Raw genomic sequence first — 15,077 nt, forward strand, 5'->3', positions numbered from 1 at the left:
ACGATCAGCACGAGGAACGCCCATGGCCCCCACCCACATCCTGGCGATCGACCAGGGCACCACCTCCACCCGCTCGATCGTGTTCGACGTCCATGCCCGCCCGGTCGCCACCGCGCAGACCGAATTCGCGCAGCATTACCCCAATCTCGGCTGGGTGGAGCATGACCCCGAGGACATCTGGCGCGACACGCTCGCCACCGCGCGCCAGGCGATCGCCGACAGCGGCGTCGGCGCCGACGGGATCGCCGCGATCGGCATCACCAACCAGCGCGAGACGGTGGTGGTATGGGATCGCGCCACCGGCGCTGCCATCCACAACGCGATCGTCTGGCAGGACCGCCGCACCGCCGAGGTCTGCGCGCGGCTGAAGGCCGAGGGCGCCGAGCCGATGGTGCGCGCCAAGACCGGGCTGCTGCTCGACCCTTATTTCTCGGGCACGAAGCTCGCCTGGATCCTCGACCATGTCGAGGGCGCGCGTGCCCGCGCCGAGGCCGGCGAGCTGGCGTTCGGCACCATCGACAGCTTCCTGCTGTGGCGGCTGACCGGCGGCGCGGTTCACGCCACCGACGTCACCAACGCCGGCCGCACCCTGCTGTACGACATCCGCGAGCAGCGCTGGGACGAGGAATTGTGCGCGCTGATCGGCGTACCGATGGCGATGCTGCCGACGGTGCATGACAACAGCCACCTGTTCGGCACCACCGCCGCCGGGCTGTTCGACGCGGCGATCCCGATCGCCGGTATGGCCGGCGACCAGCAGGCGGCGCTGTTCGGCCAGGCCTGCTTCGCCCCCGGCATGGCCAAGTCGACCTATGGCACCGGCTGTTTCATGCTGCTCAACACCGGCGAGGAGGCGATCGACTCCGAGCATCGCCTGCTCACCACGCCGGCCTACCGGCTGAACGGCAAGATGACCTATGCGCTCGAAGGCTCGATCTTCGTCGCCGGCGCCGCGGTGAAATGGCTGCGCGATGGCATCGGCGTGATCACCCATGCCCGCGAAACCAACGACATGGCGACGCAGGTGCCCGACAGCCATGGCGTCTATATGGTCCCCGCCTTCGTCGGCCTCGGCGCGCCGCACTGGGATCCCGACGCCCGCGGCGCGATCTTCGGGCTGACGCTCGGCGCCACCGCGGCGCACCTCGCCCGCGCTGCGCTCGAGGCGGTCGGCTACCAGACCATGGACCTTGCCGATGCGATGATCGCCGACGGCGGCGCCGCGCCCGCTACCATCCGCGTGGATGGCGGCATGGCCGCCAACGACTGGCTGTGCCAGTTCCTCGCCGACATGCTCCAGGTGCCGGTGGAACGGCCGGTGCATCTCGAGACCACCGCGCTTGGCGCCGCCTTCCACGCCGGGCTGGCCGTGGGGCTGTGGCCGGATCTCGAGGCGCTCGCGCGCACCTGGGCACGCCGCGATGCCTTCGCGCCGCGGATGGCGGACGAGGCGCGCGCCAAGCTGATCGCCGGCTGGCAGCGCGCGCTGGCGCGGACGCTGACCGACCCGGCGGCCTGACCGGCGCGGCGGCGGCCGCGGCTACGATCCCGCCGCATACTCCGCCCGTCGCAGCCAGCGTTGACGAAAAGCAGGCTGGCGGCCACGGATGGAGCTGTTAGACAATCACCCCATCCCCTTGCTGCGGCCGCATTTTTCGGCCTGGAACCATCCAGCTCATGCGTCTGCCCCGTTTCCTCAGCCTCGCCTCGACCGATCTCGCGATCGATCTCGGCACCGTCAACACCGTCGTCTACCTGCGCAATCACGGTATCGTTCTCAACGAGCCGTCGGTGGTGGCGATAGAGACGATCGACGGCATCGCCCGGGTCCGCGCTGTCGGCGTCGAGGCCAAGCTGATGATGGGCAAGACCCCCGACGGCACCCAGACCATCCGGCCGATGCGCGACGGGGTGATCGCCGACCTCGACGTCGCCGAGCAGATGATCAAGCACTTCATCGACAAGGCGCATGGCGGCCCCAGCCGGCTGCCGCGGCGACCCAAGGTGGCGGTGTCGATCCCGTCGGGGGCGACCCAAGTCGAGCGCCGCGCGATCCGCCAGGCCGCGTCCAGCGCCGGCGCGAGCAGCGTGCTGCTGATCGAGGAGCCGATGGCGGCGGCGATCGGCGCCGGCCTGCCCGTGACGGAGCCAATCGGCGCGATGATCGTCGACATCGGTGGCGGTACCACCGAGGTCGCGGTGCTCTCGCTGCGCGGCCTTGCCTATAGCGCCTCGGCGCGGGTGGGCGGCGACAAGATCGACGAGGCGATCGCCTCCAGCATCCGCCGCCGCCACAATCTGATGGTCGGCGAGGCGACCGCGGAGCGGATCAAGCTCACCATCGGCATCGCCCATTTCCCCGCCGACGGCCATGGCGAGACGATGATGGTCAAAGGCCGCGATCTGGTCGCCGGGGTGCCGCGCGAGGTGGAAGTCAGCCAGGGCGACATCGCCGGCTCGGTCGCCGACCTGATCGGCCAGATCGTCGAGACGGTGCTGGTCGCGCTGGAGCAGACCCCGCCCGAACTCGCCGCCGACATCGGTGATCGCGGCATCGTCATGACCGGTGGCGGATCGCTGCTTGCGGGGATCGACACCGTGCTGTCGGAAGCGACCGGGCTGTCCGTGATCGTCGCCGAGGATGCGCTGACCTGCGTCGCGCTCGGCGCCGGCCGCGCGCTGGAAGACCCGGTGTATGACGGCGTGATGAGCGAGATCTGAGATGACACCGGGGCGTCCTGCCAGCCTGACAGGCCGATGACGCTTTCGACAGTTGCAGTGCGCGGCCCCGCCGTCTAGGCGCAGGGCCAATGCGTTCGGCGTCCTACCTGCCCTCGTCGGACACCCCGCGCGCCACTCGCCGGCGGACAGGATCGTTCCTGCTCGCAGTCGCCGCGCACATCCTCATCATCTGGCTCCTGCTGCGGCTCGCGCCCACGCTCAACCCGCCGCCGCGCGAGCTGGAGCGGCCGCCGACCACCTTCAGCATGTTGCCCGAGCCGCAGAGCACCTCCACCGCCGACAGTCGCACCCGCAAGCCGGTAACTGCCAAGACGTCCGGCGGGGCGCCACCCAAGCGCTCGGAGCCGACCCCGGTGAAGACCACGCCGACCACCCCCACCCCGGTCACGCCCCCCTTCCCCAAGATGCTCAACCTGTCGCTGGCGTCGTCCGACATCAGCAAGATCCAGTCAGCACCGGCGAGCGACGCCGAGGCGGACGAGGGCGACGGCACCGGCAGCGGCAAGGACAGCGGCTCGACCTACGGCCCCGGCGCAGGCCCCGGCGGCGTGCGCCTATACAAGGCGGAATGGTACAAGGAGCCGAGCGACTCCCAGCTGTCATTCTACACGCCACGCAACTTGCCCGTTGGCGCATGGGCGACCATCGCCTGCAAGACGATTGCAGCTTACCATGTTGAGGATTGCCGAATTCTCGGGGAATCTCCGGCCGGATCGGGATATGCACGGGGCATACGCGATGCCGCGTGGCAGTTTCTTATCCGACCGCCACGCGTGGGTGGCAAGGTGATGGTTGGATCGTGGGTCTCTATCGAGATCAGAATCAAGGATCGATCCGAATCTAAGTAGGACTGCTGAACCCGTCGTTCTACAGTGCAAGCGTCAGCAGCGGCGCGTGCGCATCGCCCAGACGATCGCGACGATCGGGATCACCAACGCTACCCAGGAGATCATGTCGCGAAGGCCGTCGCCGGTCAGCGCGCTGATCAGGCCGATGCAGCTGATCACGCCGATCGCCATGGGCACTGCAAAGATGGTGGTGAGCGACTGGGCACCGCGGCGTGGCGGCGCCGGGCGGACCGACGGATAGGCCTTCATGCGGAGGTCACCGGCACGGCGATGCCGCCGGTCTCGACCTCGCGCACCCGCGCGTCGAGCGAACTGCGCCGCTTGCCGAGCCACAGGTAGATCCCCGAGCCGAGGATCACGATCGTGACCAGATCAAGCAGCGCCCACAGGATCTTCATCGGCAGCCCGCCGTAATCGCCGAAATGGAGTGGCTGCGACACCAGCAGCGCCTGCACGTACCAGGGCATCGGCGCGATCGCGGTCAGCTTGCCGGTGACGGCATCGACCAGCGCCGGGGTCAGCAGCCGCTTGGTCAGCGGCGTGTTGCCCTGGAGGAACACCGCATAATGATGCTTGCTGCTGTAGGTGGTGCCGGGGAAGGCGACGAATTGCGGCCGGTTGCCGGGCGCCGCGGCCTTGGCGGTGTCCACCGCCGCCTGGATCGAACCGAGCTTGCCCGGCGCGATCGGCGGCAGGCCGGCATAAGCCGCGGTCATCCGCGCCAGATCATTGGCCTGCCACAGCTGGACGATCGGCGTTGCCAGCGTGTTGATCACCCCGGTGAGGCCGACGACGCTCGCCCACGCCAGCGCGACGACGCCGAGCAGGTTGTGATAGTCGAGCCACTTCAGCCGCCGGCTGCGGGTGGTGCGCAGCGTGCCGAACCGCAGCTTGCGCATGAACGGCGCGTACAACACCACGCCCGAGACGATCGCGACGAAGAACAACAGGCCCATGAAGCCGAGGAACAGCAGGCCGGGCAGGCCCAGGAACATGTCGGTGTGCAGGCGCAGGATGAACGCCATCACCCCGCCACCGTTGTTTGCGGCGCCGACCGGCTTGCCGGTATAGGCGTCATAGCCGCGGAAGGTGTAGTCGGTGATCTTGTCCGGCGGGCTGGTGGTCACATAGACGACCGGCTTTTCCTCGTCGAAGCTGAGATATTGGCCGACGTCCTTGGGGCGATCCTTGAGCGCGGTGCGGACGATGCTGTCGAGCGACGCCGGCGGCCCGGCCGGCGCGGCGGACACGGCCGGCGCCGGCGAGGTCAGTTCGTCGATTTCCTCGGTGAAGATCAGCGGCAAGCCGGTGACGCAAAGCATGAACAGGAACAGCGTACAGACGAGGCTGGTCCATTTGTGGACCAGATACCAGGCGCGGACGGTCGTGTTGGTCATTCCTGCGCTTGGCCGATCGTTGCGAGTGACTTTCAATAGCGTTGTTAGGTGAAGGGGGTTGGCGTGGCAACCCCCGGGGATCGACAAGCGGTTACCGGGGAGACGGCGGGCAAGCGTCGACGCCTGCCCGTCACTCCCGGCTCAGGCTGACGTGACGGGGGAGATCAGCTGAGAGTGATGGCGAGCGCGCGCGCCGCGATGCCCTTGGCGGGCACCTGCATCACCAGTCCGCCACCGGACGTCGGCTGGAGGCACTGGCGATCATTGCCCGCCGCCTGCAGCACCACGCTGTTGCTGCCCATCGAAACCCGGCGGAACAGCTGGCTGCTGCCAGCGCCCGGCGCCACCAGCGTCACGCGACCCTGCGCATCCCAACCGAGCCGCGACTCGGGCCGCGTGATCGGCTGGATCGCGACCAGATCCGACGACGCGCCCGATGGCAGGAAGCGGAACTGGGTGTCGGCGAGCGGCCCGCTGCCGAGCTGCAGCGCGCCTTGCCGATGCACCACGAACTGGCCGGCGTGCGCGGCGAACGACAGCCGATCGGGCAAGGGGCCGTTGCCGACGGGCACGCCGAAGTCCGGCGTGCCGTCGGCCTGATAGTAGAGCCGCTGCACCCGGGTATGGCGGTTGGGGTCGAACAGCGGATCGCCCTTGATCGCGGCATAGTCGCGGCCATGGTAGACCAGCATGTCGCGACCCTGCTCGTCGACGGTGAACGAATTGTGCCCGGGGCCATAGACGCCGGTCGCCACTGACGTGGTGAACACCGGCTGCGGCGATTTGGTCCAGCTGCTCGCCTGCATGATGTCGGCGTCGGCGCGCGCGGTGAGCATGCCCAGGCAATAGCGCTGGTCGGTGGCGCTTGCCGAATAGGTCATGAACAGCCGGCCGTGGCGTTCAAGCACCGCCGGCGCCTCGTTGACCTTGAAGCCCTGGATCTCCCAGTCGAGTGTCGGCACCGACAGGCGCACGGCCTTGGCGGCCAGCGTCAGCGGCGTCTTGAGCGGGGCGAGATAAAGGTTGGAATTGGTCTCGATCCCCGGCTCGCGCTGCGCCCAGGCGAAATAGCGGGTGCCGCGGTGGACGAAGCTGGTCGAATCGAGGTTGAAGCTGTCCCACGGCGCCTGGAACTGGCCGAGCACGCGCCAGCTGCCGGTCATCGGATCGGGCCCGTCGCAAACCACCGCCCAGGTGCGGATGCGGAACACGTCCTCGCCGCCACCGCTCGGGCCGGCGGCGAAGTACATGATCCAGCGATTGTCGACGAGATGGAGCTCGGGCGCCCAGATGAAGCCCGACAGCGGCCCGCTGGCGAGATGGCGCCACAGCACGCGCTCGTCGGCGGTGGCGAGCCCCGCCAGCGTCTTCGACCGGCGCAGCACCAGCCGGTCATATTCGGGCACCGAGCCGGTGAGATAATAATAGCCGTCGGTATGGCGAAACACCTGCGCGTCGGCGCGCTGGCGGACCAGCGGGTTCTGCGGCACCGCGCCCGCCGGGGCAGCTGCCGCGCCAGCGGCGCGGGCCAGCGCCGGCGCGGCGCCGGCAAGGCCGATCCCGGCGAGAACGCCGCGGCGGCTCGGCGACCAGGGCGCGCTCAACGCACCGCCTCCGGCCAGCCGTCGCTTGTCCAGTTCAGCGGCGAGATGCGCAGCGTCGGGGCGCCGCGCGCGGCTTTGTCATAGGCGTGGTACACGATGTAATCCTTGCCGTCGGTGTCATGGAAGATGCCGGGATGGCCCGGGCCGCGGAAGCGCCCCTGCTCCTGGAGATCGGCGCGCAGAACGATCGTCCCCTCCCCATCCAGCAGCCGGCTGCCGTCCTTGCCCAGATAAGGCCCGTCGATCCGCGCGGCGCGGCCGACCACGGTGTAATAGGTGCTGTTCACGCCCTTGCAGCAATAATCATAGCTCGCGAACAGATAGTAATAGGCGCCGTGGCTGACGATGAACGGCGCCTCGACCGGGTTGGGGCCGCCGGCGGGCGCGTGGCGGCTGGCGAGCGACACCGGCTTCTCCGCAGGGTGGAGCAGCTTGCCGGTGACGGGATCGAGCGCGAACAGCTTGATCCCGGTCCAGAAGCTGCCGAGCGACAGCCAGTGGCGGCCGTCGCGATCGATGACGTGGTTGGCGTCGATCGCGTTAAAGTCGTCGCCGGGCCGCGACAACACCACCATGCCCTCGTCACGCCAGCCGAAGCCGGGCGCGTTGGGGTCGAGCGTCGGGCTGGTGGCGAGGCCGATCGCCGAACGGTTCGAGCCGAAGGTCGAGACCGCATAATAGAGGTGCCAGCGGCCGTTCCAGAACGACAGGTCGGGCGCCCACATGTCCTTGGCCCCGGGGATCGCCGTCGTCGCCCAGCCGGGCAGCGCGGCGAACGGCTTGGCCGCCGCGGTCCAGTGGATCAGATCGGGCGAGGTCTTGACGTTGAGGCCGGTGCCGTAAACGTAATAGCGCCCCTTGTCCTTCGCCAGCACCGGATCGTGGGTGGGAACGAGGTCGCCGGTGATCACCGAGTTGATCGGTCCGGTATCGGCGGGGCCGGATGACGACGCCGGGGCTTGCGCGGGCGCGCTGCCGCCGCTCGCCAGCCATGCCGCCGCCAGCGCCGTGGCGAGATAGGTCCGAAGCGACATGCGCGTATCTCCCTGTGCAACGACGAGCGAGACGGCACCGCCGCCCCGCTCGTCGTGCAGGCTAGAACTTGAAGCGACCACCCACGGCGAAGGTGCGATCATAGGTGCGGGTATCGCGCGGGGTGCTCGAGTAGAGGCCGGTGGTCTGGCTCAGCCCCTCGAAGCGATCATGATAGACGCGATCGGTGATGTTGGTCGCATCGAAGGTCAGCGTGATGTTCGAGGTCAGCGCGTAGCTTCCCGAGAAGTCGAGCTGGCCGGTCGGCTGCACGACAATGCTGCTCGCCTGCGAGCCGCCCGAGGTGTAGCTGTCGACGAAGCTCGAGCGCCAATTGTAGGCGAGCCGCGCCGAGATGCCGTACTTCTCGTAGATGCCGACCACATTGTACGAATATTTGGAGACATTCACCAGCCGCTGCTGGCCACCGAAGATCGGATCCTCGGTGGTGCCGATGATATAGGTGCCGTTGACCTGGGCACCGAAGCCGCTGAGCGCGCCGGGTAGGAAATCGAAGAACTGCTGGTAGGCAAGTTCGGTGCCGTAGAGCTTGCCCGAGCCGGTGTTGCGCGGCCGGCTAACCAGCGCCCGCTGGCCCTGGTAGATTTCGTCGCCGGTATAGGTCTGGATGTAGCCACTCAGATCCTTGTAGAAGCCGGCGGCGGTGATCGACGTCGAGCGTGCAGGATAATATTCGAGCGAGATGTCATAGGCGGTCGTCTTGATCGGCTGGAGATCGGGATTGCCGCCGCCGCCGGTGTAGACATAGTTCTGGTTACCGGTGGTGCCGGTGGTGGTGTAGCTTACCAGCGGATTGAGCAATGCGAAGTCCGGCCGGGTCAGCGTCTTGGCGTAGGACAGGCGCAGCTGCAGCTTGTCGGTGAGTTCCACCTTCGCGTTCACGCTCGGCAGCACGTTGACGTAATTGGCCTTGCCCGACACGCCGGCGCCGACCAGATCCTCGACGGTGTTGACGACGCGGACGCCGCCGACGCCGCTCACCCGCAAGGTGCCGACATCGAAGCCATAGCCGACCTGGCCATAGAAGGCGTAGGTTTTTTCAGTATCGAAGAAGGCCAGGCTCGGGTCATAGGCCCGATCGCCCGCGGGCTGCGAGAACAGCGCGCGAATGGTATCGGTATTGTCGAGCAGATAGTCGGTATCGGCGAGCGCGAACTGCCCGATGCCGGCTGCCCCCTTGACCAGATCGTTGGGCGACAGCGAGCTCAACCCGTCGACGCTGCTCAGCAGCACCGGATTGGTGATGCCGATGCCCTGCGATGCGGTCGCCTGCGAGGCCGCATGCCGGTTGGTGTAGCGGGCACCGATCTTGAAGTTGGTCAGCAGCCCGCCATCGAACGTGTACAGCAGGTCGCCACGCCACGCCCACTGCTTGCTGGTCGCGACGCTATGGTTGTCGAACAGGGTCCGCAGCGTGAAATTGGCCGGGTCGGTAACGTCGACTCCGCCGATATTGACCAGCGGCGTGCCCTTGTTGTCGAAGTTGATCCCGATCGTCGGCGCGTTGAACGAGGTGTCGAGGATGACGCTGCGGTTGGGCAGCTTTGAATAGTTATAAGTTACCTCGGTCGACAAGACCGCCGGCCCGGTGGTCCACTTGGTGCCGATATCGGCCTGATAGGTATCGGTCTTGTCGGCATAGGCCTGCTTGCTGGTCAGCGTGTAGGCGTTGGTCGAGGTGGTGCCGCTGGCGAGTTCTGGGCTGTCGGGGTAGGTGCCGGTCACGGTCGTCGTTTCGGCGGCCTTGGGCAGGCCGATGAAGAAGTTGACGTCGTGGGTGTTCTTGTAGCGCGTGAAGATGCCGTCGGCGTAGAATTCGAGATTGTCGGACGGCTTCCACTGCAGCGAGCCGTTGACCGCGAGGCGGCTGCGCTCGCCGAGCGCATAGGTACCGCCGACCGTGTCGGGAATCGCCGGCTGCCCCGCCGCGATCGGGTTGGAGACGAAATCGAACGCGGTATCGTCACGATATTGGCGGCGGTTGTACGAGACGCCAACCAGTGCGCCGATCTCGCCGATGCCGGTGGTCCAGCGATCGCTCACCAGCCCGCTGCCGATATAGCCCCACTTCTTGGACTGGTCGCTGTACACCGCGCGACCGCCGCCCGCGATCTGCAGGCCGTCGAAATCGAGGGGGCGGCGCAGGCGAACGTCGACCGTACCGGACAGGCCGCCTTCGACGATGTCGGGCGTCGTAGTCTTGTAGACGTCGACGCCAGCAATCAGTTCGGCAGGAATGTCCTGCAGCGCGACGCCACGCGCCGTGCCGGTGAAGGCCTCGCGGCCGTTGATCAGGGTGGTGATATTGGGCAGGCCGCGGATCAGCACCGTGCCGGCTTCGCCGGCGCCGCGGGTCACCTGCACGCCGGTGACGCGCTGAAGCGCATCGGAAACGGTATTGTCCGGCAATTTACCGATATCTTCGGCAACAATCGAGTCGACGATCTGGGTGGCGTTGCGCTTGAGCGCCTGCGCCGAGGCGAGGCTGCCGCGGACCCCGGTGACGACGATGTCGTCGCCGGTATCCTGGCTCTGCGCGGGGGCAGCGGCATCGGGTGCCGTCGGCGTGTCGGTCGTGGCCTGAGACTGAGGCGTCGTCGCCTGCGTCGCGCCCGAGCGGCCGGCGACGCTGCTGTTGACGTCCTGTGCCAAGGCGGGTGCCGCGACGGACGCGGTGATGGCGAACACTGATGCGGTCAGCACGGCACGATGCTTCAAGCGCATGATTATCCTCTCCATTGCTCCGCGGCATTGGCGCTCGCGGATTATTACTCGGACAATTGGCTAGAAGGCTCCTCCGTCAGTTGCAACCTGGTTTTGCGTGTGAATGGCAGGTGCTGGCTAGCTGTTGCCAATCCGCCACGCCCGACCGCACCGGTCGGCATGCACCCCTCCACAACGACAAACCGCCCGCAAGCTCATGCCTGCGGGCGGTTGCCATCAAAGTCAGGAGGGCGGCGCCGGTCGTCAGGCGCCGCCGAAGTGGCCGATCAGTGGACGACCGGGTCCGGCAGCGCCTCGGTCACCCGGCTGCCCCACACGGCATAGAACAGCACGTAGAGTTCGCAGGCCGCGGTAAGCAGGAACGAGGTCTGCAGACCATAGGTGTCGGCAAGCCAGCCCTGCACCACCACCAGCGAGCCGCCGGCAATTGCCATGATCAGCAGGCCCGAGCCCTCTTCGGTGAGCGGCCCGAGGCCGCGGATGCCGAGGGTGAAGATCGTCGGGAACATGATCGAGTGGAACAGCCCGACCGAGATCAGCGCCCACATCGCGACATGGCCCGAGGTGAAGGCGGCGATCAGCATCACCACCGCGGCGCCGATGCTGGCGACGGCGAGCACGCGGCCGGCCTCGACCTTCTGCATCACGAACGCGCCGACCAGCCGGCCGACCATCATCCCGCCCCACAGCAGGAACAGGTAATCCGACGCCTGCTGGTGGGTGAGATTGCCGATGTTGGGCTGCGAGACGAAGTTGATGAAGAGGTTGCCGACGCCGATCTCGGCGATCAGGTAGATGAAGATCGCGGGGATGCCGAACACCAGGTTGCGATGCTTCCACAGCGACTGGCCCTGGCGGTCCGCCTTGGCCGAACGCTGGGTGGCGGCACCCATCGCGGGGAGCGGGAAGCGGGCGATCACCACCGCGAGCACGGCAAGCACCGCGGCGACGATCAGATAGGGCAGCACCACCGACTGGGCGTCGGCGAGCCGCTCCGCCGGAGTCAGCGCCGCAGCACCGGCCGCGGCCGTGCCCGAGGTCGTCCGCCCGAGGATGAGATAGCCGCCGAACAGCGGCGCGAGCGTGGCGCCGGCCGAGTTGAACGCCTGAACGAGGTTGAGCCGCGAGGATGCCGTCTCGGGCGTGCCGACCACCGCGACATAAGGGTTGGCGGCGACCTGGAGCAGGGTGATGCCGCTCGCGATCACGAACAGGGCGAACAGCGTCACCTCATAGGAGGGGATCCGCGCCGCGGGGACCATGATCAATGCGCCGACCGCCATCATCGCCAGGCCGATCACCATCGAGCGCTGATAGCCAACCCGCTCGATCAGCTTGGCCGAGGGGATAGAGGCGAAGAAATAGGCGATAAACCACACCGATTCGATCAGCGTCGTCTGCGTGTAGCTGAGGTTGAACACGCTGCGCAGGTGCGGCAGCAAGGTGCCGTTGATGACGGTGATGAAGCCCCACATGAAGAAGAGGCTGGCGAGCAGGCTCAGCGCGGAGCGGTAGCTACCGCCCGCAGCGGCGGGATGAACCCCGCTCGGGGTACCGGCAGAGATGGGCGCGGGCATAAATCTCCTTCTCCTTGATGGGCATGGCGCGGGCGTTCGCATTGCCGGCGACACCACTTTACTTGCCCTATTTCTTTTTGTCGGACTATATGCCTGCACACGGCGCGTCAACGGCGCGCGACCGAGAGGAGAGGCTATGCGCGAGCTGGGCAAGACGGGGTTGATGATCGCCTTACTGGCGACGACGGCATGGGCGAACCCGGCGCTCGCCGCCGAGGCCAAGCGCGAATCCGCGGGCACGCTCAAGGACGGTACCGCAATCGAGGCCGTGACGCTGAGCAACGCCAAGGGCGTGTCGGCACGGATCATCAGCTTCGGCGCGACGCTGCAGAAATTGATGGTGCCCGATCGCGCCGGCAAGCTCGCGGACGTCGAGCTGGGCTATGACGACGTCCAGACCTATGCCGATGCGCCCAACTATTGGGGCGCCAGCGTCGGCCGCTATGCCAACCGCATCGCCGGCGGCAAGTTCACGCTCGACGGCAAGAGCTATCAGCTACCGCTCAACGACAAAACCAACTCGCTGCACGGCGGCACCAAGGGCTTCGACCGGCAGAACTGGCGGATCGTCTCGGTCAAGAGCGGGCCGCAGGCAAGCGTCACCCTGGCGCTGACCAGCCCGGCGGGCGACCAGGGCTATCCCGGCACGCTGCAGGTGACCGCGACCTATGCGCTGAGCGAATCGGGCGACCTCACCATCGACTATGATGCCAAGACCGATGCGGCGACGGTGGTGAACCTCACCAACCACGCGATCTTCAACCTTGCCGGCGAAGGCGCGGCGGGCGGCATCCTCAACCACAGGCTGACGATCCCGGCTAGCCGCTACACCCCGGTCAACGCGGCGCTGATCCCCACCGGCGAACTGAAGCCGGTCGCCGGCACGGTGTTCGACTTCACCCATGGCAAGGTTCTCGAAGAGGGCCTGCGCGACGGCACCGACCCGCAGATCGTGTTCGGCCGCGGCGTCGACCACAATTTCGCGCTCGATGCCGGCCAGACCAAGCAGCCCAAGCTCGCCGCACGGCTCGAGGATCCGGCATCGGGCCGCGTCCTCGAGGTGTGGACCGACCAGCCGGGCGTCCAGGTCTATACCGGCAACTTCCTCGACGGCACCTATATCGGCAAGTCGAAGCATGTGTACCGGATGGGCGACGGCATCGCGCTCGAACCGCAGAAGTTTCCGGACACCCCCAACCAGCCGGCGTTCGGCTCCGCGCGCGTCGATCCGGCGCACCCCTATCACCACCGCATGATCTTCCGCCTGTCGACGACCGGCTGAACCGAGGAATCCCCATGACCACGCCTACCCCGACCAACAAGCTCCGCAGCCGCGCCTGGTTCGACAATCCCGACAACATCGACATGACGTCGCTGTATCTGGAGCGGTACCTCAACTTCGGGCTCAGCCTCGAGGAGCTGCGGTCGGGCCGCCCGATCATCGGCATCGCCCAGACCGGCTCGGACCTGTCGCCGTGCAACCGCCATCACCTGGTGCTGGCCGAGCGGATCCGCGAAGGCATCCGCGAGATGGGCGGGATCGCGCTGGAATTCCCGGTCCATCCGATCCAGGAAACCGGCAAGCGGCCGACGGCCGGGCTCGATCGCAACCTTGCCTATCTCGGCCTGGTGGAGCTGCTCTACGGCTATCCGCTCGACGGCGTCGTCCTCACCACCGGCTGCGACAAGACCACCCCGGCGCTGCTGATGGCGGCCGCCACGGTCAACATTCCCGCGATCGCGCTGTCGGTGGGGCCGATGCTCAACGGCTGGCACAAGGGCGAGCGGACCGGCTCGGGCACGATCGTCTGGAAGGGCCGGCAGATGCTCGCCGCCGGCGAGATCGACGACGAGGGCTTCATCAAGCTCGTCGCCTCCTCGGCGCCGTCGACCGGCTATTGCAACACGATGGGCACGGCGACGACGATGAACAGCCTGGCCGAAGCGCTCGGCATGATGCTGCCGGGCTCGGCTGCGATCCCCGCGCCCTATCGCGATCGCCAGGAAGTCGCCTATTTCACCGGCAAGCGCATCGTCGAGATGGTCGCCGAGGATCTCAAGCCTTCCGACATCATGACGCGCGAGGCGTTCCTCAACGCGATCGTCGTCAATTCGGCAATCGGCGGCTCGACCAACGCACCGATCCACCTTGCCGCGATCGCGCGCCACGTCGGCGCCGAGCTCGAGCTGCAGGACTGGCAGACCCACGGCCACAAGGTGCCGCTGCTCGTCAACCTGCAGCCCGCCGGCGAGTATCTCGGCGAGGATTATTATCATGCCGGCGGCGTGCCGGCGGTGGTCGCCCAGCTGATGGAGCAGGGGCTGATCCACGAGAATGCAATGACCGTGAACGGCCGCACCATGGGCGACAATTGCCGCGGCAAGACGATCGAGGACGAGCGCGTCATCCGCCGCTTCAGCGAGCCGCTGGTCGAGGACGCCGGGTTCCTGGTGCTCAAGGGCAATCTGTTCGACGCCGCGGTGATGAAGTCGAGCGTGATCGGCCCCGAGTTCCGCAACCGCTACCTGTCGAACCCCGACGATCCCGAGGCGTTCGAAGGCCCGGCCGTGGTGTTCGACGGGCCGGAGGACTACCATCACCGGATCGACGATCCTGCGCTCGGCATCACGCCCGAAACGCTGATGTTCATGCGCGGTGCCGGCCCGGTCGGCTATCCGGGCGCCGCCGAGGTCGTCAACATGCGCCCGCCGGCCTATCTGATCCGCGAGGGCGTCCACGCGCTGCCGTGCATCGGCGACGGTCGTCAGTCGGGCACGTCGGGCAGCCCCTCGATCCTCAACGCCTCGCCCGAGGCGGCGGTCAACGGCGGCCTGGCGCTGCTCAAGACCGGTGACCGGGTGCGCATCGATCTCGGCCGCGGCACCGCCAACGTGCTGATCTCGGACGAGGAACTGGCGCAGCGTCGTGCGGCGCTAATGGAGCAGGGCGGCTTCAGCTACCCCGCCTCGCAGACCCCGTGGCAGGAAATCCAGCGCGATCTGGTCGGCCAGCTCAACACCGGCGCGATCCTCGAGGGCGCCGAGAGCTACCAGCGCATTGCGCAGACCCGCGGCCTGCCGCGCGACAACCACTAGGACGACATCCCCTCCCTGTTCCTGCCGTGGCGGGAA

At 67.4% G+C, this 15,077-nt stretch carries 11 protein-coding genes; 5 read left to right on the plus strand and 6 right to left on the minus strand.

All coding sequences use genetic code 11. The features are described from left to right. The first annotated feature begins 22 nt into the window (after nt 1–22). The 3 genes from glpK to AC07M8_RS17540 all read left to right on the plus strand — a co-directional run bounded on the left by glpK (nt 23) and on the right by AC07M8_RS17540 (nt 3,590). Nucleotides 23–1,519, plus strand: a complete 1,497-nt coding sequence (glpK, locus tag AC07M8_RS17530; RefSeq protein ID WP_495175518.1) for a glycerol kinase GlpK — start codon at nt 23–25, stop codon at nt 1,517–1,519. Between the two features lie 158 nt (nt 1,520–1,677). After that, a complete protein-coding gene (locus AC07M8_RS17535; protein ID WP_495175519.1) occupies nt 1,678–2,721 on the plus strand; it encodes a rod shape-determining protein in 1,044 nt (347 codons plus the stop codon). 89 nt (nt 2,722–2,810) lie between these two features. Continuing rightward, complete coding sequence (locus tag AC07M8_RS17540) at nt 2,811–3,590, plus strand: hypothetical protein (RefSeq protein WP_495175520.1); 780 nt, start codon at nt 2,811–2,813, stop codon at nt 3,588–3,590. A 33-nt stretch (nt 3,591–3,623) separates the two neighbouring features. Here AC07M8_RS17540 and AC07M8_RS17545 read toward each other — a convergent pair whose 3' ends face one another. The 6 genes from AC07M8_RS17545 to AC07M8_RS17570 all read right to left on the minus strand — a co-directional run bounded on the left by AC07M8_RS17545 (nt 3,624) and on the right by AC07M8_RS17570 (nt 11,945). Further along, entirely contained in the window at nt 3,624–3,839 is a 216-nt protein-coding gene (locus AC07M8_RS17545) for a hypothetical protein (protein ID WP_267395409.1), read from the minus strand. After that, on the minus strand, nt 3,836–4,987 hold the full coding sequence (locus tag AC07M8_RS17550) for a PepSY-associated TM helix domain-containing protein (protein WP_495175521.1): 1,152 nt from the start codon (nt 4,985–4,987) through the stop codon (nt 3,836–3,838). Before AC07M8_RS17550 ends, AC07M8_RS17545 begins: the two co-directional genes overlap by 4 nt. 164 nt (nt 4,988–5,151) lie before the next feature. Then, on the minus strand, nt 5,152–6,591 hold the full coding sequence (locus AC07M8_RS17555) for a family 43 glycosylhydrolase (protein WP_495175522.1): 1,440 nt from the start codon (nt 6,589–6,591) through the stop codon (nt 5,152–5,154). Further along, the gene (locus tag AC07M8_RS17560) at nt 6,588–7,625 is read right to left on the minus strand and encodes an arabinan endo-1,5-alpha-L-arabinosidase (RefSeq protein WP_495175523.1); all 1,038 of its coding nucleotides are present in this window, start codon (nt 7,623–7,625) and stop codon (nt 6,588–6,590) included. Before AC07M8_RS17560 ends, AC07M8_RS17555 begins: the two co-directional genes overlap by 4 nt. 61 nt (nt 7,626–7,686) lie before the next feature. Beyond that, nucleotides 7,687–10,368: a TonB-dependent receptor gene (locus AC07M8_RS17565; RefSeq protein ID WP_495175524.1), complete on the minus strand. Its 2,682-nt coding sequence runs from the start codon at nt 10,366–10,368 to the stop codon at nt 7,687–7,689. 266 nt (nt 10,369–10,634) lie between these two features. After that, a complete protein-coding gene (locus AC07M8_RS17570) occupies nt 10,635–11,945 on the minus strand; it encodes a sugar MFS transporter (protein ID WP_495175525.1) in 1,311 nt (436 codons plus the stop codon). Between the two features lie 136 nt (nt 11,946–12,081). On the opposite strand from AC07M8_RS17570, the gene AC07M8_RS17575 reads away from it, so the two are divergent. Continuing rightward, a complete protein-coding gene (locus AC07M8_RS17575) occupies nt 12,082–13,227 on the plus strand; it encodes an aldose epimerase family protein (protein ID WP_495175526.1) in 1,146 nt (381 codons plus the stop codon). A gap of 14 nt (nt 13,228–13,241) precedes the next feature. Next, complete coding sequence (locus AC07M8_RS17580) at nt 13,242–15,041, plus strand: IlvD/Edd family dehydratase (RefSeq protein ID WP_495175527.1); 1,800 nt, start codon at nt 13,242–13,244, stop codon at nt 15,039–15,041. Nucleotides 15,042–15,077 lie beyond the last annotated feature (36 nt).

Source organism: Sphingomonas sp. GW821-FHT09E03, from assembly GCF_059416225.1.